Origin of the sequence: Aquitalea sp. ASV15 (assembly GCF_016429115.1) — a bacterium.
GTDB lineage: Bacteria > Pseudomonadota > Gammaproteobacteria > Burkholderiales > Chromobacteriaceae > Aquitalea > Aquitalea magnusonii.
This window is the reverse complement of the sequence record NZ_JAELTZ010000002.1, coordinates 117,342-135,157: the sequence shown is the minus strand read 5'-3', so window position 1 is coordinate 135,157 and position 17,816 is coordinate 117,342. Positions and strand designations below refer to the sequence as shown.

General features: G+C 60.6%; 19 protein-coding genes. 8 read left to right on the top strand and 11 right to left on the bottom strand.

The genetic code is table 11. The features are described from left to right. Window positions 1-67: 67 nt before the first annotated feature. The gene (gene gpmI / locus JHD64_RS01500; RefSeq protein WP_110313357.1) at window positions 68-1,588 is read right to left on the bottom strand and encodes a 2,3-bisphosphoglycerate-independent phosphoglycerate mutase; all 1,521 of its coding nucleotides are present in this window, start codon (window positions 1,586-1,588) and stop codon (window positions 68-70) included. Window positions 1,589-1,701: 113 nt separating this feature from the next. Between gpmI and JHD64_RS01495 the strand changes: the two genes are divergently transcribed. Then, window positions 1,702-1,998: a helix-turn-helix transcriptional regulator gene (locus tag JHD64_RS01495; protein WP_045845528.1), complete on the top strand. Its 297-nt coding sequence runs from the start codon at window positions 1,702-1,704 to the stop codon at window positions 1,996-1,998. Window positions 1,999-2,034: 36 nt separating this feature from the next. On the opposite strand, the gene JHD64_RS01490 is transcribed toward JHD64_RS01495, so the two are convergent. Both JHD64_RS01490 and xseA read right to left on the bottom strand, forming a co-directional pair. Continuing rightward, entirely contained in the window at window positions 2,035-2,493 is a 459-nt protein-coding gene (locus tag JHD64_RS01490) for a DUF4442 domain-containing protein (protein WP_059286556.1), read from the bottom strand. A gap of 84 nt (window positions 2,494-2,577) precedes the next feature. Next, the gene (gene xseA, locus JHD64_RS01485) at window positions 2,578-3,933 is read right to left on the bottom strand and encodes an exodeoxyribonuclease VII large subunit (RefSeq protein ID WP_199052038.1); all 1,356 of its coding nucleotides are present in this window, start codon (window positions 3,931-3,933) and stop codon (window positions 2,578-2,580) included. 382 nt (window positions 3,934-4,315) lie between these two features. Here xseA and JHD64_RS01480 point away from each other — a divergent pair, with 382 nt between their 5' ends. The 7 genes from JHD64_RS01480 (at window position 4,316) to JHD64_RS01450 (ending at window position 8,882) form a co-directional block, all read left to right on the top strand. Beyond that, window positions 4,316-4,939: a MotA/TolQ/ExbB proton channel family protein gene (locus JHD64_RS01480; protein WP_059287618.1), complete on the top strand. Its 624-nt coding sequence runs from the start codon at window positions 4,316-4,318 to the stop codon at window positions 4,937-4,939. Further along, window positions 4,936-5,355: a biopolymer transporter ExbD gene (locus JHD64_RS01475; protein WP_059287619.1), complete on the top strand. Its 420-nt coding sequence runs from the start codon at window positions 4,936-4,938 to the stop codon at window positions 5,353-5,355. Before JHD64_RS01480 ends, JHD64_RS01475 begins: the two co-directional genes overlap by 4 nt. Continuing rightward, the gene (gene lpxK / locus JHD64_RS01470) at window positions 5,352-6,383 is read left to right on the top strand and encodes a tetraacyldisaccharide 4'-kinase (RefSeq protein ID WP_199052037.1); all 1,032 of its coding nucleotides are present in this window, start codon (window positions 5,352-5,354) and stop codon (window positions 6,381-6,383) included. Before JHD64_RS01475 ends, lpxK begins: the two co-directional genes overlap by 4 nt. Next, a complete protein-coding gene (locus JHD64_RS01465; protein WP_059287169.1) occupies window positions 6,373-6,555 on the top strand; it encodes a Trm112 family protein in 183 nt (60 codons plus the stop codon). Before lpxK ends, JHD64_RS01465 begins: the two co-directional genes overlap by 11 nt. Continuing rightward, complete coding sequence (gene kdsB / locus JHD64_RS01460) at window positions 6,552-7,313, top strand: 3-deoxy-manno-octulosonate cytidylyltransferase (protein WP_059287168.1); 762 nt, start codon at window positions 6,552-6,554, stop codon at window positions 7,311-7,313. Before JHD64_RS01465 ends, kdsB begins: the two co-directional genes overlap by 4 nt. Window positions 7,314-7,392: 79 nt before the next feature. Next, entirely contained in the window at window positions 7,393-8,049 is a 657-nt protein-coding gene (gene adk / locus JHD64_RS01455) for an adenylate kinase (protein ID WP_059287167.1), read from the top strand. Window positions 8,050-8,264: 215 nt separating this feature from the next. Then, window positions 8,265-8,882 (top strand): hemolysin III family protein, encoded by a 618-nt coding sequence (locus tag JHD64_RS01450; RefSeq protein WP_059287166.1) that lies wholly within the window; start codon window positions 8,265-8,267, stop codon window positions 8,880-8,882. Window positions 8,883-8,952: 70 nt separating this feature from the next. On the opposite strand, the gene JHD64_RS01445 is transcribed toward JHD64_RS01450, so the two are convergent. The 8 genes from JHD64_RS01445 to ptsN all read right to left on the bottom strand — a co-directional run bounded on the left by JHD64_RS01445 (window position 8,953) and on the right by ptsN (window position 17,737). Next, a complete protein-coding gene (locus tag JHD64_RS01445; RefSeq protein WP_059287165.1) occupies window positions 8,953-10,536 on the bottom strand; it encodes a DUF3369 domain-containing protein in 1,584 nt (527 codons plus the stop codon). Next, window positions 10,533-12,041 (bottom strand): sensor histidine kinase, encoded by a 1,509-nt coding sequence (locus tag JHD64_RS01440; protein ID WP_199052036.1) that lies wholly within the window; start codon window positions 12,039-12,041, stop codon window positions 10,533-10,535. The genes JHD64_RS01445 and JHD64_RS01440 overlap by 4 nt, the downstream gene beginning before the upstream one ends. Before the next feature lie 293 nt (window positions 12,042-12,334). After that, window positions 12,335-13,216: a DMT family transporter gene (locus tag JHD64_RS01435; protein WP_199052035.1), complete on the bottom strand. Its 882-nt coding sequence runs from the start codon at window positions 13,214-13,216 to the stop codon at window positions 12,335-12,337. A 98-nt stretch (window positions 13,217-13,314) separates the two neighbouring features. Then, window positions 13,315-14,772, bottom strand: a complete 1,458-nt coding sequence (locus JHD64_RS01430; RefSeq protein ID WP_199052034.1) for an NAD(P)H-hydrate dehydratase — start codon at window positions 14,770-14,772, stop codon at window positions 13,315-13,317. 3 nt (window positions 14,773-14,775) lie between these two features. Beyond that, window positions 14,776-15,402, bottom strand: a complete 627-nt coding sequence (locus JHD64_RS01425; RefSeq protein WP_304506277.1) for a flavin prenyltransferase UbiX — start codon at window positions 15,400-15,402, stop codon at window positions 14,776-14,778. A 98-nt stretch (window positions 15,403-15,500) separates the two neighbouring features. Further along, window positions 15,501-16,343, bottom strand: coding sequence for an RNase adapter RapZ (gene rapZ, locus JHD64_RS01420; protein WP_199052032.1), 843 nt, complete (start codon window positions 16,341-16,343; stop codon window positions 15,501-15,503). Further along, on the bottom strand, window positions 16,324-17,280 hold the full coding sequence (gene hprK, locus JHD64_RS01415; protein WP_059287117.1) for an HPr(Ser) kinase/phosphatase: 957 nt from the start codon (window positions 17,278-17,280) through the stop codon (window positions 16,324-16,326). Before hprK ends, rapZ begins: the two co-directional genes overlap by 20 nt. Beyond that, window positions 17,273-17,737, bottom strand: a complete 465-nt coding sequence (gene ptsN / locus JHD64_RS01410) for a PTS IIA-like nitrogen regulatory protein PtsN (RefSeq protein ID WP_059287116.1) — start codon at window positions 17,735-17,737, stop codon at window positions 17,273-17,275. The genes hprK and ptsN overlap by 8 nt, the downstream gene beginning before the upstream one ends. Between the last annotated feature and the right edge of the window lie 79 nt (window positions 17,738-17,816).

Genomic DNA, 17,816 nt, shown 5'->3' with positions numbered 1-17,816 from the left:
AACAGGCGGATGCGGAGGGATGGTGCCGGAGAGACCGCCGGTCTGCATGGCAGACCGGCGCAGCGACTTACTGGAAGTCGATCAGCGAACGGCCGGTCATTTCAGCCGGCTGGGGCAGGCCCATCATGGCCAGCAGCGACGGCGAGATGTCCCGCAGTGCGCCACCTTCCTTGATGCGGGCCTTGCGGCCGATGTAGAGGAAGGGCACCTTGTCCAGCGTGTGCTGGGTGTGCGGCTGGTGATGCACAGAGTCGAACATCTGCTCGCAGTTCCCGTGATCGGCGGTGATCAGCACTTCGCCACCGGCGGCGCGCATGGCATCGACGCAGCGCTTGATGCAGGCATCCAGCGTTTCCACTGCCTTGACCGCGGCATCGAACTTGCCGGTATGGCCTACCATGTCGCCATTGGCGTAATTGCAGATGATGGCCTGGTATTTGCCCGAGGCAATGGCCTCGACGATGTGGTCGGTCACCTGGGCTGCGTTCATTTCCGGCTGCAGGTCGTAAGTGGCCACCTTGGGCGAGGGGACCAGGATGCGGTCTTCACCCGGATACACCTGCTCTTCGCCACCATTGAAGAAGTAGGTGACGTGCGGATATTTTTCGGTTTCGGCAATGCGCAGCTGCTTGAGGCCCAGGCTGGCCAGGTATTCGCCAAAGCCATTGCTGATCTTTTGCGGCCCATAGGCCACGGGATTGCTGTAAGCGTCGCCATACGAGGTGAGGGTGACAAACTGTGCCAGCTTGGGTTGGCGCGCAGTAAAACCGCTGAAAGACGGGTCGGTCAGCGCGGTGGTGAGCTGGCGTGCGCGGTCGGCACGGAAGTTCATGAATACCGCGACATCGCCATCCTGCATTTTTACCGGCTCGCCGATGCTGGTGGCGGCCACGAACTCATCGTTTTCATCGCGGGCGTAGGCGGCTTGCAGCGCTTGCAGGCCGTTATCGGCGTGGTACAGGCCTTCGCCTTCCACCAGCAGGCGATAGGCAGGCTCCACCCGCTCCCAGCGTTTGTCGCGATCCATGGCCCAGTAGCGGCCAACGAGCGATACCAGACGTGCCGCCGGGCAGTCGGCCAGCACTTCATCCAGACGCTTGAGGTAGGTTTCCGCGCTACGCGGCGGGGTGTCGCGACCATCCAGGAAGGCATGCACATAAATCTTGCTGACGCCAGCGGCCTGGGCGGCGCGGATCAGGGCAAAAATGTGATTTTCGTGGCTGTGCACGCCGCCGTCGGACAGCAGGCCCATCACGTGCAGGGCTGAGGTTTTGGCTTGCTGGATGGCTTGTTGCAGGACGGGGTTCTGGTCGAAGCGGTTTTCTTCGATATCGCAGTCGATGCGGCTGATGTCCTGTTGGACAATCCGACCGGCGCCGATATTGAGATGGCCGACTTCCGAGTTGCCGAACTGCCCTTTGGGTAGGCCGACAAAGCCTTCGGAGGCGTCAATCACGCCATAGGGAAAAGCCTGTTTCAGTGCGTTCCAGGTGGGGGTGTTGGCATGCAGGATGGCGTTGTCGTCGCCTTCCAGTCGGTGTCCGAAGCCGTCGAGGATGAGGAGTAATACCGGTGTGATAGCTGTCATGATGTCCACAATCAGAATATTAGAAATTCTTGATGGTATTGGTTTTTTTAGATAGTATTGTACCGTAGTCAAACCAATATAAATACGCATTGCAATCTACTTAGGAGCAGAGCTTGCTGTTCAACGATGACCAGATCGAACAGTCCTCGAGGGCGATGAAGGCCATGTCGCATCCCTTGCGGCTGAAGATCATTTCGGTACTGGGCGACCAGGAAGTCAGTGTGCAGGATATTGTGGAGCAGGTAGGAACCTCGCAGAGCAACATTTCCCAGCATCTGGCCATCATGCGTGACAAAGGTGTGCTGCGCACGCGCAAGGATGCCAACCGGGTGTATTACCGTGTTGGCGACATCCGCACACTGGAAGTACTGAAGATGATGCGAGAAGTATTCTGCGGTTTTGTCGACTGAACTTTAGGTCGGGCAACGCCAAGCAAAAAAGGCCGCTTAGCGGCCTTTTTTACGTCTGACATACAGGGTTTTGTGGACGGTGGCGACGAGATCGCCAGCCTGGTCATGGATATCGACCTGCAATTGCGGCAGATATTTCTCGCCGGCGGCGGTGCGCTGGCGGATGTCCTGCAATTGCGTCTCGTCCAGCCGGAAGCTGGCGCTGACCACCCCGGTTCCCGGCTTGTGGTATTCGATGGCGCCGGCCTTGTCCCACACCACATAGTCGCGCCCCAGGGACTGCATCAGCATCAGCATGAAAAACGGATCGGTCATCGAATACAGGCTGCCGCCGAAATGCACGCCGACATAATTGCGGTTGGTCAGGCCCAGCCGCAAGCGCACATCCACTTGTTTCCAGTCGGCGGCGATGTGACATACCTTGATGCCGGCTCCCAGAAAGGGCGGCCACAGATTGATGATGGTCTTGAGCAGGCGCGGCGAAGGCTTGAGCATGATTGCATTCAAACGGTTGTTTGATTCGCATGCTCGGCAAAAAGCAGGGCCCTGTCAAGCCATCCTTCCTTCGCCTGCCGGTTTTCAGAATGGCAATTCCGGTTGCGCGCCTTGCGGGTGATCGATGATGGCCTCGGTGATGCCTTCGGCCAGGCGGAGCAGCACCCGCTCCTGATTCAGCAGCTCCTGCGGTGATTTGACAGCCTGCCCATCACGCTTCTGCACAATGGCATAGCCACGGCTGAGTACGGCCTCCGGGTTCATGGCCTCCAGTGTGGCGTGATGCCGCTGCAGCAATTGCTGCTGCCGGTGCAGTGTCTGGCTGATGCCACGCTGCATGCGCTCGGCCAGCCGGACAAGCTGTTGCTGCTGCTGGGCGAGCTGGGGCTGGTGGCGCTGCATGCGGCTGCTGGCCAGTTGCAGTGCCCAGCGTCGGCGTGAAAACAGGGTGTCCAGCCCGCGCTGCAGGCGGTCGCCGGCCTGGCTGAGGGCCTGGGCCTGACGGCGCAGCTTGTCACCGGGATGGGCCAGGCGACGGGCCAGGTAGTCCAGTCGCTGCGACTTGTCGGTGAGCAGCCGGGACAGGGCACGCTCCAGGCCGCGCTTGCCCTGTTCCAGTTGCAGGCGCAGCTGCTCCTGGCTGGGCGAGACCAGCTCGGCTGCCGCAGTGGGGGTAGGGGCGCGGCGGTCGGCGACAAAGTCACAGATGGTGAAATCGGTTTCGTGGCCGACACCGCTGACGGTGGGAATGGTGCAGGCGGCCAGGGCGCGGGCAACGATCTCTTCGTTGAATGACCACAAGTCTTCGATGCTGCCACCACCACGGCACACAATCAGCACGTCCACTTCCTGTCGGGCCGAAGCTTGCTGGATGGCCGCGGCAATTTGCCGGGCAGCGCTTTCCCCCTGTACCTGTGCCGGGTAGAGGATGACCGGGATGCTTGGCATGCGCCGCGCCAGAGTAGTGACGACATCGCGCAGTGCCGCGGCGGCCGGCGAGGTCACAATGCCGATGGCGCGCGGGTGCGCTGGCAAGGCGCGCTTGCGCGCATGCTCGAACAGGCCCTCGGCATTCAGCTTGGCCTTGAGTTTTTCAAAGGCTTCATACAGCCGGCCCAATCCGGCCGAGCGCATGGTGTCGACATTGATCTGGAAGTCGCCACGGGCTTCGTACAGGGTGACCAGGCCCTTGAGCTCCACCTGCATGCCTTCGGCCAGGCGGAAGGGAAGCAGGCTCAGCTTGTGGCGGAACATGACGCAGCGGATCTGCGCGCCACCATCCTTGAGCGAGAAATAGGCGTGACCGGAAGCGGCCAGCGTCAGATTGGATATTTCACCGCCTATCCACATGGGGGGCAGGCCCGATTCGAGCAGGTCGCGTGCCATGCGGTTCAGCGAGGAGACGCTGATCACATCATTGGCCGAGGTATTGAAATTCATGGTTGTCAAGTCATCCACAGCAAGAATACCGTTTTTTGTCGTCTGTAAATTGTCGGACAATGCTTTTGGCTGGGGGTATCTTGCTTTGATTAAATTCTTTTAAAAACAATTACTTGTGCATTTTGTTCAAATTGCGTGCAGCCGGATGAAAGCGCCGTGCCAGCAGGATATGCGCAGTCTGTTCACAAGCTTATCAACAAAGTTATCCACAGCATCTGTGGATGCTGGCAAATTTCCCTTAGAAAATCGAACCTTAGCGAATTTACTTACATTGCTTTGGGAAATGTCTTTTTTTATTGGCGGCAACGCGCGGTCTACGGTTGCCGAGAACCCCGGCAACCGCTAAAGTTTAGCGTTTAGCTAAAGCTTTGGAGAGTGTTTCGTGTGGTCAATCATTGAAGCGGCCGGCTGGCCGATCTGGACCATCATTCTGGCCTCGGTCATTTCGCTGGCCATCATCTTCGAGCGGCTGTTCAGTTTGCGCGCGTCGCTGATCGTGCCGGATGGCCTGCTGGCGCAGACTGTAACCGAATATCGCCGGGTTGGCGCCTCTGCCGACCTGCTGCAATTACTCAACAACCATTCCCCGCTGGGCAAGCTGTTTGCCGCCGGTCTGCGTAATGTCAGCGTCAGCCGCGAGGTGATGAAAGACGCCATCGAAGACGAAGGCCGCGTGGTGGCACATCAACTGGAACGCTTTCTGAATACGCTGGGCACCATCGCGGCCATGGCCCCCTTGCTGGGCCTGCTGGGTACGGTGATCGGCATGATCGAGATTTTCGGTTCGCAGGCACCGGGCGGTTCCACCAATCCGCAGCAGCTGGCACATGGCATTTCCATTGCACTGTACAACACGGCCTTCGGTTTGATCGTGGCCATTCCCAGCATGATGTTCTATCGCCATTTCCGCGCCCGTGTGGATGGCCTGCTGGTGGAGATGGAAGCGCAGGCGGTGAAGCTGGTGGAAGTGCTGCACGGCGAACGCCAGAACGGTAGCAAGCCATGAATTTTCGTCGCGGACGGCACCGCGAGGAGCCGGAAATCAATTTCATCCCGATGATTGATTTGCTGCTGGTGATCCTGATTTTCCTGATGGTCACCACCACCTATTCCAAGTTCGCCGAGCTGAAGATCAATCTGCCCAGTGCCCAGGCCGAAACCAGCCAGCCTGCGGCTGCCGAAATTACCGTCGCCGTGGCCGCATCCGGTGAAATGGAGGTGGCCGGACACAAGCTGGCCGCCGCGGACAAGTCTGCCTTGCAGGCGCAGTTGCGTGATGCGGCTGCCGGCAAGAAAGACCCGGTGGTCATCATCAACGCCGATGCCAAGGCGACCCATCAGTCGGTGGTGAGCGTGATGGAGGCTGCGCGGGCCGTGGGCCTGACCCAGCTGACTTTCGCCACGCAGAATACTGCGCCGTGAGTCGTCTCAGCCAACGCATCGAACGCCACTGGTATCAACCAGCATGGTGGCTGACAGCCCTTCTGGCTCCGCTGGAAGGGCTGTTTGCACTGGTCTCGGCGCTGCGGCGCACCGGCTATCGCCTGCGGCTGCTGCGCAGCCACCAGCTGGCGGTGCCGGTGGTGGTGATCGGCAACATCAATGTGGGCGGTGTTGGCAAAACACCGCTGACGCTGAGCCTGCTGGCGGCGCTGCAAGCCCGTGGCGTGCGGGTGGGGGTGATCAGTCGCGGTTATGGCGGGCAGCACCGGCAGCCCACGCTGCTCACTGCGGATAGCCGCCCGGAGCTGGTGGGGGACGAGCCCCTGCTGCTGGCGGCCAGTGGTGCACCGGTTGCGGTGGGGCGCGACCGGGTGGCCGCCGGCCAGTTGCTGCTGCGTGCTCATCCCGATTTGCAGCTGATCCTGACCGATGATGGCCTGCAGCATTACCGGCTGGCTCGCACGCTGGAAGTGGTGGTGCTGGATGGCGGGCGTGGTCTGGGCAATGGCCATTTGCTGCCGGCCGGCCCGCTGCGCGAACCGGCCTCGCGTCTTGCCAGCGTGGATGCCGTGGTGGTGAACGGGGCCGCGTCTTCCTTGCCGCTGCCGGCCACGCTGCCCTGCTTCCAGATGCAGCTGCGTGCCGAGCGCCTTGTGGCGCTGGCGGATCCGGCCTGCAGTCGCAGTGTGGCGGATTTCGCTGCCGAGCCGGTGCTGGCACTGGCTGGCATCGGTCATCCGGAACGTTTTTTCAATACCTTGCGCGGCCTGGGATTTTCCCTGCAGCACTGTCTGAGCTTTCCCGATCATTACGCTTTCAGCCCGGCGGATTTGCCGGCGGGCGACCAGCCCATCATCGTCACCAGCAAAGATGCGGTGAAATTGCGGCGGGTGATTCATGATGCGGCGCAGCGTGCTAGACTATGGGTCTTGCCGGTTACGGCACAGCTGACGCCGGATCTGGCAGGCTGGCTACTTTCCCGATTGAAGATAAGACATGGACGCTAAATTTCTGGACATCCTGGTGTGCCCGCTGTGCAAGGGCCCGCTGGTATTCGACAAGGCCCGGCAGGAACTGATCTGCAAGGGTGATCGTCTGGCTTTCCCGGTGCGGGACGGTATCCCGATGATGCTGGAAACCGAAGCGCGCGAACTGGCGCCGGAAGAAGAAGTGAAATGAGCGGTTTTGCCGTCGTCATTCCCGCGCGCATGGCCTCCAGCCGGCTGCCGGGCAAGCCGCTGGCTGATCTGGCCGGCAAGCCCATGGTGGTGCGGGTGGCCGAGCAGGCGGCAAAAAGTGCGGCCAGCCAGGTGGTGGTGGCCACCGATCATGCCGATATCGTGCAGGCCTGCGCCGCACATGGCATTGCCGCGGTAATGACGCGTGCTGATCACGCCAGCGGTACCGACCGTCTGGCGGAAGTCGCCCAGCAGATGCAGTGGGATGCCGCGCAGATCGTGGTGAATGTGCAGGGCGACGAGCCCTTGATCGATCCGGCGCTGATCGACCAGCTGGCCGCGCTGATGGCCAGCACACAAGTGCCGATGGCCACGGTGGCCCATCCGTTTCATGCTGCCGCCGACATGTTCAATCCCAATGTGGTCAAGGTGGTGCTGGACCATGCTGGGCGGGCCCTGTATTTCAGCCGGGCCCCGATACCCTATGCCCGTGACGCGTTTGCACACGATACAAGCGTCTTGCCGGCAGACCTACCGGTCTTGCGGCACATCGGCATGTATGCCTATCAGGCAGGCTTTTTGCAGACCTACAGCTCATTGAGCCCGGCACCGCTGGAACAGTTCGAAGCACTGGAACAGCTGCGTGTGTTGTGGCATGGCTACCCCATCATGGTGGCCACGGTGAGCGAAGCACCCGCAGCCGGCGTGGATACGCCGGAAGACCTGGAACGGGTGCGTGCCGTACTGGCCGGGCGCTGAGCGTCCGGCAAGGCCGCAGCAGAAGACGGCCGATGAACACCAAACACAATAAACGACATACAAACTGACGGGAGTAATTATGCGATTGATTCTGTTGGGCGCTCCGGGCGCTGGCAAGGGTACTCAGGCCAACTATATTCGTGAACAGTTCGGCATTCCGCAGATTTCCACTGGCGACATGCTGCGCGCTGCCGTCAAGGCCGGCACGCCGCTGGGCCTGGAAGCCAAGGCCATCATGGATGCCGGCGGCCTGGTGCGTGACGACATCATCATTGGCCTGGTGAAAGAGCGTATTGCGCAGGACGACTGTGCCAACGGTTTTCTGTTCGACGGTTTCCCGCGTACCATTCCGCAAGCCGAAGCCATGATTGCTGCCGGTGTGGATATCGACTACGTGGTGGAGATCGATGTGCCGGATGCCGCCATTGTCGAGCGCATGGCTGGCCGTCGTGTACACGTGGCTTCCGGTCGTACCTACCACATCACCTTCAACCCGCCGAAAGTGGCCGGCAAGGATGACGAGACCGGTGAGGACCTGATCCAGCGTGATGACGACCACGAAGAAACCGTGAAAAAGCGCCTGGCGGTTTATCACGAGCAAACCGAAGTGCTGGTGGGCTTTTATGGTCAGCGCGCGGCCAGTGGCGATGCCAAGGCTCCCAAGTACGTCAAGATCGATGGCACCCAGCCGGTCGAAGTCGTGCGTGGCAATGTATTGAAGGCGCTGGGCGCCTGAGCTGCAGATTGAGCTGTTGCTGTTACCAAGCGGGCTACGGCCCGCTTTGTTGTTGCTGTGGCTGTGTTTTTGCCCTGGCCGTGCTTGTATTGCGATGAATTGACGCTATCTTGCTTGGTATACGCTGGAACTGTGGCATTGTTTTGCTTGCCCAAGCCTGTCGCAACGGCAGCTTCGGTCATGCCTCGCCTGGCCGGGCAGGAGAAAGAAGGGTTATGTACTACGGAGAGCGCTTCAACGGGATTTCCCACCTGGTGGGAACCGTGCTGGCCATTACCGGGCTGATCAGCCTGGTGTACGTGGCCGCCGAGCAGGGTGATCCCTGGAAAATTGTCAGCTTCAGCCTGTACGGTTCCACCCTGGTACTGCTTTACCTGATTTCCACGCTGTATCACAGCGCCAGGGGGCGGGCCAAGGCGATTTTGCAGAAGTGCGACCATTCGGCCATTTATTTGCTGATTGCCGGCAGTTACACCCCATATTGCCTGGTTACCTTGCGCGGGGCCTGGGGCTGGACGCTGTTCGGCCTGAGCTGGGGCCTGGCCATTTTCGGCATTATCCAGGAGTTGACGCTGGGGCGGCGCACCCGGCTGCTGTCGATGATCTTGTATGTGGTGATGGGCTGGCTGGTGGTGATTGCCATGCAGCCGCTGCTTGCCGCCATGTCCTGGGGCGGGCTGTTCTGGCTGGCCTTGGGCGGGCTGATTTACAGCGTGGGTATTTACTGGTTTATCAATGACGAGAAAATCCGCCATGGCCACGGTATCTGGCACTTGTTCGTGCTGGGTGGCAGCATCTGCCAGTTTGTCAGCGTGATGTTCTACGTGGCCTGATCACTGCTTTCAGACCATGACAAAGCCGCCACAGCGCAAGCTGCTGGCGGCTTTGTTGTTGCTGCGGAGCTTACAGCTCGAAGGGCAGCCGCCCTTGCTCCACCATATCGCACAGTGCACTGACCACGACCGGATCAAACTGGCTGCCAGCGCGGCTGCGGATGTAGTCCAGGGTTTCGGACAACGCCCAGGGCTCTTTGTAAGGACGCTTGTTGAGCAGGGCATCAAACACATCCACCACGGCCACGATGCGGGCGGAAAGCGGAATTTGCTGCTCTTTCAGTTTGTTGGGGTAGCCATTGCCATCGAAGTGCTCGTGGTGGCCGCCGGCAATTTCAGAACCCAGTGACAGATAGCTTTGCCCCTCGACCATCTGCGCCGACTTGGCGAGGATGCTGGCGCCAATACCGGCATGCTGCTCCATGATGCGCCTCTCCTCGGGGTCCAGTTTGCCGGGCTTGAACAGGATGTGATCCGGTGTGCCGACCTTGCCGACATCGTGCAGGATGCTGGCCATGCCCACCATGTCCATGAATTCCGCCGTCAGCAGGTCCAGATACTGGCCGCGCTGGCGGATTTCGCCGGCAATGGCATCGGTCAGTTTCTGCACCCGCAGCACATGGGCGCCGGTATCGGTATCACGGTACTCGGCCAGGGCTGCCAGTGCCACCACGGTGGCTTCCTGCGAATGGCGCAGCTGGTTGTAGAGATAGAGGTTGTCGTAGGCCGAGGAAATGCGCTGGCAGAACACTTCCAGCAGATTGCGTTCGACATCGTCCAGCGGCCAGGGCGGGGTGAAGTGCACGGCGAATTCGCGCCCGTTCTGCGCGGTTATGCACAACACATCGTAGGGATGCTGGTAGATATTGCGTTTTTCCTGCAAGGCGCGCCGGATGGCGCTGGCCAGGTCCGGGTAGTCGTCCAGGCTGCCGCTTTCCAGCAGGCTTTCATAGGCGCCGGCAGCGGCCAGGATTTCCAGCTGCGGCCGGCCGGTCATGTCCGGTGTGCTTTCCACGCACAGGATGCCGTCGGTGCCGACATCGAGAATGGCGCTGATCTGCTTGAGCACGCCAGAGGCAAACTCCTTGAGCGAGAACATCTGGTACAGATCGGCGGCCCCTTCCAGAATCTTGGCCAGGCCCTGGCGGTTCTTCTCGATGGTGATCAGGTTTTCGTAGGCGCGCAAGGAGGCGATCACCGTGGTGAACAATTTCTGGACCGTCAGCTCGGTCTTGGTCTTGTAGTCGTTGATATCGTAATTGAGGATGACTTCCTGCTCCGGAGCCTGACCTGGCTGGCCGGTGCGCAGCACGATGCGGGTGGTGCTGATCTGCAGCTCCTCGCGGATGCGGCGGACCAGTCGCAGGCCGGCGTCGTCGGTTTCCATCACCACATCCAGCAGGATCAGCGCCACATCGCCATGCTGCTGCAGCATGTGCAGGGCTTCCGCCGCCGAGTAGGCGCTCAGCAGCTCGAGTGCGCGATCCTTGTAGCGGATATTGCGGATGGCCAGTGCGGTGGCGCTGTGTACATCCGGCTCATCATCCACGATCAGGATTTTCCAGGGATGCTTGTACTGGGGCAAAGGCTTGCTGTGGTCTGGCGGGTCGTCATCCAGCAGCCAGTCGTCGTCATTTGCTTGCTGCGGGCTCATTGCTTGAACTCCTTGTGCGGGATCTCAGGGGCGATGCAGGGCATGGTGATGGTGAAGGTACTACCCTTGCCAGGCTGGCTTTCTACTTCGATGGTGCCACCCAAACGTTGCCGGATGATGTTATAGACGATATGCAGGCCCAGTCCGCTGCCGCCACTGCCGCGGCGGGTGGTGAAGAAGGGGTCGAAGATGCGGTTGAGGTTTTCGGCAGGGATGCCCTTGCCGTTATCGCGGATGCTCAGTTTGACATTGTTGTTGCTGCTGCGCTCGGCATGAATGCTGATGGTGCCGCCTGGTTTTTCATCAAAACCATGTACCAGGGCATTGACCAGCAGGTTGGTGATGACTTGCGATACCGCGCCCGGATAGCTGTCCAGCAGCAGGTCGTCTTCGCAGGAAATATCTATGCTGGTCTGCGAGCGCTTGAAACGCGGCTTGAGGCTGGTGACGATTTCACTCAGGTAGTCATTGAGCTGGAAGTCGCGGCGCTGTTCGCTGGTTTGATCCACCGCCACCTGCTTGAAGCTGTGGATCAGGTTGGCCGCGCGTTCGGCATTGGACAAGATCAGCTCGCAGCACTCTTTGGCCGTATCCAGATAGGCCTGGAAATCACTCTTCTTGATCCCGCCGTTATCCAGTTTTTCCGTGATGTGCAGGGTGGTGGTGGCCAGGTGCGAGGCCGTGGTCAGGGTGATACCCACCGGGGTGTTGATTTCGTGAGCCACGCCCGCCACCAGGCTGCCCAGCGAGGCGAGTTTTTCCGCCTCGACCAGGGTTTGCTGGGTCTGCACCAGCTGGCGCAAGGCCAGTTCGGCATTGTCCTTTTCCTGGCGCGCCTGGGCCTCGGCCGCCGTACGCATGGCAAGGTCGGCGGAAATGCGGTCGACAATGCGGTTGAAGCTGCGGGTGACTGCGCCGAACTCATCCTGGGTTTGTTGCGAGATGCGCGAGGATTTGGCGTCATCACTGCTGGCGGCACGATTCAGTGCGTCCTGCAGGCGCTTCAGCGGATCGAACACGAAGCGGTTCAGGTTGTAGGTCATCACGAAGAAGATCAGTACATCCAGCACCACGATTTCCAGCAGGATTTCCAGCAGGTGCACCAGTTGGCGGTGTTCCAGCTGGCTGCGGGACAGGTAGACGGTGGCCGTGCCAAGCTTTTCACGATTCTGGTAGATGATGGGCAGGGTCAGCACGTCATCACTGCTGGGCTTTTCGGAGGGGGCCATGTCGCGCAGGGTATTGTTGTCGCTGCGGATGCGGCCGATGTTCAGCCCGGCATCACCGGTGATGCGGATGGCTACCACGGAGTTCCAGCCCAGTTCGGCATCCAGTGTCAGGCGGGTATAGGAGTCGTCCATCTGCCAGACCCCATGTGGCAGGGACAAGGATAGCCGCGCTTGCAGCGAGGCACGCTGTGCCTGGTAATCTGCTTCATCCTGGCTGCGGTTCTGGTTGTATGACAACAAACCGGTGATCGCCACGATCACGGTCACCCCCATCATCAGCCAAAGCCTGAGCTTCGATTTGATACTGTTCATTGATTTTATTATCCCTCTTACCCTGTTTGAATCCTAGAAACTCAACCCGGGAATTGCCACATCTGATTGCTAAGCATGTTGGCATCGCAGTATGAAGCTGTCACGGCTGCCGCCGGTGATCGGGATAATTTAAAGGTTTATGCTTGCAAATGGCAGTACAACAAGCACGTGCACGTTGAGGAATGCGGTTTTTTTGCACTCTTGCGCTGGTGGAATCAGTTCCGGCAAAAGTATTCGAACTGAACTAAAGGGTAGTTCTAGTGGGTTTTTCCCAGTTTCTGCAGCAGCAGCCCGCCCAGAATCAAGCCCAGTCCGATCATGGTGGAGGGCAGGATGGGTTCACCAACAATGAAGTGGATCAAGCCCAGCGATAACAGGGGCGACAGGAAAATCAGGTTGGCGATGCGTGCGGTACTGCTGGTGAGCTTCATTGCGCTCAGCCACAGTACGAAGGTGAAGCCCATTTCCAGGCTGCCGACATAGGCGGCGCCAGCCAGGCCCTGCCAAGCCACGGGCTTGAGTTCGCCGCTGAACGCGCAAAAGGCCAGTGTCAGCGGCAAGGACAGCAAGAAGTTGAGCGTCAGTCCGATTACCGGTTCGCGCTGGTCGCGGGCATTGAAAATCCAGTAGCCGGCCCAGAGCAGGGTGGATGCCAGGGCGTAGCCGACGCCGGCGAGGCTGGAAAAATGCAGTTGCAGCAGCTGGCCGTGGGTGCCGATGACCAGCACGCCCAGATAGCAAATCACCGCGGCCAGCACGTCATGCCGGCTCAGCTGGTGTTTGAGCAGGGGCACCGACAGCAAGGTCATGGTCAGTGCCCAGGTGTAGTTGATGGCCTGGGCCTCCTGGGCCGGCAGCAGGGCGTAAGCCTGGAACAGGATCAGGTAGTAGGCGAGCGGATTGACTGCGCCCAGCAGCAGCGAGCCGCGCCAGTGCTGACGCAGGGCCGGCAGCAGGCTGGCAAGACGGCCTTGCCACAGCAGGATGGAAAGCAGGCTGAGGGTGGAGGCAATGCTTGCATACAAAACAAGCTGGGCAGGTGACAGATGCTGCAAGCTGATCTTGAAGGCTGTGGCCACGGTAGACCAGGCAAGAACGGCAGAAAGCCCGAGCAGGTAAGCTTTTTTTTGTTGAGGCAAGACAATTCTCCACCATATTGGTGGCTTATTTTACACAGGGCCAGCATGCTGTGCGAAGCAGAATTGTATACAAAAACAGGTGTTGGACGGGCGGCAGACTAGAGCAGGCGGTTCAGCCAGGCACTGCAGCGCTGGCTGGTGGCAGATGCGCTCAGGCCGATGGGGCCACCGGCCTGTTGCTGGTATTCATCACCGGCCAGTCCGTGTACCCGCGCTGCCAGACTGCTGGCGGCGTGCGCCTCCATGCCCTGGGCCAGCAGGGCGGCGATCAGCCCGGTCAGCACATCGCCCTGACCGGCCGCCGCCAGCGCCGGACCGCCACTGGTATTGAGCAGATAGGGTTGTCCGACGGTCACGATCAGGCTGCCGGCACCCTTGAGCAGCACGGTGCACTGGAAACGCTCGGCCAGCTGGCGTGCGGCGCTCAGGCGGTCGCCTTGTACATCGGCACTGCTGCAAGCCAGCAGGCGGGCTGCTTCTGCCGGGTGCGGTGTCAGTATGGTGCTGGCAGGGCGCCGGGCCAGTGTGTGCTGCAGGTCGGCATTGCTGGCCAGCAGGTTCAGGGCATCGGCATCCAGCACCAGGGGCAAGGTGCTGGCCAGGACCCGTTTGAGCCATTGCCGGGCCGGTTTGTCCTGACCCAGGCCGGGACCGAGCGCCAGGACGTCGGCGGCAGGCAGCGGCATGGCCGGGTCGGCATATTGCAGCATCAGTTCCGGACAGAGCGGATCGACGGTCAGGCTGCCATCCAGTGTCAGTACATGGACTTTGCCGGCTCCGGCCGCCAGTGCTGCGCGGCCGGCCAGCAGGGCGGCACCCAGCATGCCGCGATTGCCGCCAATGAGGCATAGCGTGCCATTGCTGCCTTTGTGGCTGTCGCGGCGGCGTTGCAGTGGGCTGGCATCCTGCCGGTTCAGATAGCCCTCGGCAGGCGGAAGCAGTGCTTGCGGGCAATCGAGCCCGGCCAGTTCGATTTGACCGGCATGATCGGCACCGGCGGCATAGTACAGCCCCGGTTTGTGACAGAGAAAGGTCAGGGTATGGCTGGCGCGGATGCAGGCCTGTTGCGCCTGGCCGGTGTAAGGGTCCAGCCCGCTGGGGCAGTCCAGCGCCAGCTTCAGGCAGTCCAGTGCGTTCAGCTGCGTCATGACGGCTGCCCAGTCAGGCGACAGCGGGCGGCTGAGGCCGATGCCGAACAGGCCGTCGATCAGCAGCTCGGGCGTTGGATAGTCGCTTGCCAGCTGTTGCAGCGGAATCCCGCCGGCCTGACGGATGGCTTGCAGTGCAGCCTGGCTTTGCCGGCTAGTGGCGGCTTGCGGCAGCAGGATGTCTACGCTGTAGCCAGCCTGCATCAGCAGCAGTGCCGCGTAGAGGGCATCGCCGCCATTATTGCCGGGGCCGGCTGCCACCAGAATGCGCGCATCACTGTGCAGGCGCTGTCTCACCCAGTCGGCCGTGGCGCGGGCGGCGCGTTGCATCAGATCGAGCCCTTGCAGCTCGGCTTCGGTTTCGAGCCGGCGCAAGGCCGGCAGGCTCCACAACGCGTTTTCCCGCATGGTTTACTCCTTGTGTGCTTCACCCCAGCGCGGCATCAGGCTATGGGGGATGCGCAACTGATCCAGAATGCGTGCCACGATAAAATCCACCATGTCATCGACGCTGGCCGGATGGGTATAGAAGCCAGGCGCAGGAGGCAGGATGACCACCCCCAGCCGTGCCAGCTGCAGCATGTTTTCCAGGTGGATGACCGACAGTGGGGTTTCGCGTGGCACCAGGATCAGCTTGCGGCCTTCCTTGATGCTGACATCGGCGGCACGCTCGATCAGATTGTCGCTCATGCCATGGGCAATGGCCGCCAGGGTGCCCATCGAGCAGGGGCAGACCACCATGGCATCGGCCGGGTTGGAGCCGGAGGCCACCGGGGCAAACCATTCTTCACGGCCAAACACCGCCAGTTGTTCTGCTTGTGCGCAGGTGCGCTGGTATAGCCATTGCTGTACTTCGGCAGGGCGTGAGGGCAGTTGCAGATCCATTTCCTGCTTGGCCACCACCTGGGCTGCCTGTGAGTATAGAACCCACACGCGGGTGCCAGCGGCGATCAGCGCATCGATCAGGCGCAGTCCATAAGGCAGGCCGGAGGCTCCGGTCAGGGCGACGGTAACGGTTTGGGGTATGGGCATCAGCATCTTCCAATGGGCAGGGATCTTGCCGATGCTGTGGGCAGGATCCATCAGGGCCGGGAGGTGTGGGGTGGCACTGTCCGCCGTTAGCGGCCAGTGCCGGTTCAGGCTTCGCGGAACAGCTGGCGGTGGCGCAGCAGCACCTGTTCGATGGGAAAGGCCCGTGCCAGTTGTTCGGCAATATAGACCGAGCGGTGCTGGCCGCCAGTACAACCAATGGCGACAGTCAGATAGCTGCGGTTTTCACGGCTGAATTCCGGCAGCCATTTGGCCACCAGATGACGGATGTCTTCGGTCATTTCGGCCACCAGCGGCTGCTGCAGGAAAAAATCGACAATCGCCTGATCGCGCCCGGTCAGTGGACGCAGGACCGGATCGTAATAGGGATTGGGCAGGCAGCGCACATCGAAGACATAGTCGGCATCCAGTGGGACGCCATGCTTGAAGCCGAAGGACTCGAAGATGATGGTCAGCCGGCTGCTGTCGGCTTCCACCAGTTCCTTGATCCAGCTTTTCAGGGCATTGGCCGACAGCTCGCTGGTGTCGATGCGAATGCCCATTTCCTGGATGCTGGCCAGCAATTCCTGCTCCAGCCGTATGCATTCTTCCACCGTGGAGCCGCTGCCGGACAAGGGGTGGCGACGGCGGGTTTCGGAAAAGCGCTTGACCAGGGTTTCCGTCTTGGCTTCCAGAAACAGCAGCCGTACGTCCACGCCTTGCTGGCGCAGTTTGTCCACTTCTTGTGGCAGTGCGCCCAGCGAAGGGCTGGAGCGGGTATCCACGCTGATGGCGATCTGTTCGTAGCCGTAGTCGGCATACAGCGACATGGCTTCGTGCAGCATGGTGGCTGGCAGATTGTCCACGCAGTAATAGCCGGAATCCTCCAGTGCCCGCAGGGCAATGGACTTGCCGGAGCCGGACAGGCCGCTAATCAATATCAGGCGCATTTTCCTGATCTCTGAGGAAGTTGGTATGGCGTTCGATGAATTCGCGGGTGCTGTCGATGCCGCGCAGTTGCAGGATGTAATTGCGCACGGCCGCTTCCACCAGTACCGCCAGGTTGCGGCCTGCCGCCACCGGCAGCACCACCTTGCGCACGGTCACCCCCAGGATGTCCTGGGTTTCGGACTGGATGTTCAGCCGGTCCAGTGCCTGCATGGCCTGGTCGTTGGCTTTCACCAGGTGGATGATCAGTTTGAGCACCTTTTTCGGCCGGACGGCGGTTTCACCGAAAATGGTGCGGATATTCAGAATGCCCAGGCCACGCACTTCCAGAAAGTCGCGCAGCAGCGGCGGGCAACGGCCTTCCAGCGTTTCCGGGCCGATGCGGTAGAGCTCGACCGCATCATCGGCCACCATGCCATGGCCGCGTGAAATCAGTTCCAGTGCCAGTTCGCTCTTGCCCATGGCCGAGTCGCCCATGATCAGCACGCCGATTTCCAGCACATCCAGGAAAACGCCGTGCAGCACCGTCGACACTGCCAGCGCGCGTGCCAGATAGATGCGCAGCACATCCATCAGGTAGGGGCTTTCCAGCGGCGTGCTCATCAGTGGCACGTTATGGGTGTGGCAGTAGTCGCGCAGCAGTTTGGGCACCTGCTGGCCATTGGCCACCATCACCACCGACATGGTCTTGTGGAATAGCTGGTCCAGCGCGGTCTTGGCGGCGGATTGTTCCAGCCGGTTCAGGTAGTCGACTTCGGCCAGACCCAGCACCTGCACACGGTTGGGGTGGATGAAGTTGAGGTGACCGACCAGTGCCAGCGTGGGGCGTTGCTCGTCATTGCCGATTGGGCTGTCGGCACCGCCGGTGCCAGCCACCCAGGTCAGGTTGAGCTTTTGCTGATTGTCCTGATACAGCCGGCGCACGGTGATGCTAGGCATTATTGGTATTCCATGCAGTGAGCAACTGGTAAAGCTCGGCGCGGTGGGGGGCAGTCAGCAATTGTTCTCGCAGCTGTTTGCTGGAGAAAAGCTGGGCCAGTTCCGACAGCACCTGCAGGTGCAGATCGGTTGCCTGTTCGGGTACCAGCAGTACAAACAGGCTTTGCACCGGCTTGCCATCCGGTGCATCGAAGGGGATGGGGGCCTTCAGCCGGATGAAGACGCCGACCGCTTCCTTCAGGCCACGGGCACGGCCATGCGGAATGGCGACTCCCTGGCCCAGTCCGGTGGAGCCAAGCTTTTCCCGGGCAAACAGGCAGTCGAAAATTTCACTGCGCGCAATGCCGTGGGTGTTTTCGATAAGGAGGCCCACCTGCTCGAAGACGCGCTTCTTGCTGGCGACATCCAGGTCCGGGAGGATGTGATCCTGTGTCAGGATTTTGCCGATCAGGCTCATAGGAGTGTGTGCACGCGGCTACAAAAACTGGCCAATTCTACGTTGCCTTCATCAAAATGAAAAAGGCTCGCTGCAAATA

Excerpts from the sequence above, each read along its gene's own strand:
- gpmI (WP_110313357.1), bottom strand. The coding sequence starts at position 1,588 with ATGACAGCTATCACACCGGTATTACTCCTCATCCTCGACGGCTTCGGA.
- JHD64_RS01490 (WP_059286556.1), bottom strand. The coding sequence starts at position 2,493 with ATGCTCAAGCCTTCGCCGCGCCTGCTCAAGACCATCATCAATCTGTGG.
- xseA (WP_199052038.1), bottom strand. The coding sequence starts at position 3,933 with ATGAATTTCAATACCTCGGCCAATGATGTGATCAGCGTCTCCTCGCTG.
- JHD64_RS01475 (WP_059287619.1), top strand. The coding sequence starts at position 4,936 with ATGAATTTTCGTCGCGGACGGCACCGCGAGGAGCCGGAAATCAATTTC.
- JHD64_RS01465 (WP_059287169.1), top strand. The coding sequence starts at position 6,373 with ATGGACGCTAAATTTCTGGACATCCTGGTGTGCCCGCTGTGCAAGGGC.
- kdsB (WP_059287168.1), top strand. The coding sequence starts at position 6,552 with ATGAGCGGTTTTGCCGTCGTCATTCCCGCGCGCATGGCCTCCAGCCGG.
- adk (WP_059287167.1), top strand. The coding sequence starts at position 7,393 with ATGCGATTGATTCTGTTGGGCGCTCCGGGCGCTGGCAAGGGTACTCAG.
- JHD64_RS01450 (WP_059287166.1), top strand. The coding sequence starts at position 8,265 with ATGTACTACGGAGAGCGCTTCAACGGGATTTCCCACCTGGTGGGAACC.
- JHD64_RS01445 (WP_059287165.1), bottom strand. The coding sequence starts at position 10,536 with ATGAGCCCGCAGCAAGCAAATGACGACGACTGGCTGCTGGATGACGAC.
- JHD64_RS01440 (WP_199052036.1), bottom strand. The coding sequence starts at position 12,041 with ATGATGGGGGTGACCGTGATCGTGGCGATCACCGGTTTGTTGTCATAC.
- JHD64_RS01430 (WP_199052034.1), bottom strand. The coding sequence starts at position 14,772 with ATGCGGGAAAACGCGTTGTGGAGCCTGCCGGCCTTGCGCCGGCTCGAA.
- JHD64_RS01425 (WP_304506277.1), bottom strand. The coding sequence starts at position 15,402 with ATGCTGATGCCCATACCCCAAACCGTTACCGTCGCCCTGACCGGAGCC.
- rapZ (WP_199052032.1), bottom strand. The coding sequence starts at position 16,343 with ATGCGCCTGATATTGATTAGCGGCCTGTCCGGCTCCGGCAAGTCCATT.
- hprK (WP_059287117.1), bottom strand. The coding sequence starts at position 17,280 with ATGCCTAGCATCACCGTGCGCCGGCTGTATCAGGACAATCAGCAAAAG.
- ptsN (WP_059287116.1), bottom strand. The coding sequence starts at position 17,737 with ATGAGCCTGATCGGCAAAATCCTGACACAGGATCACATCCTCCCGGAC.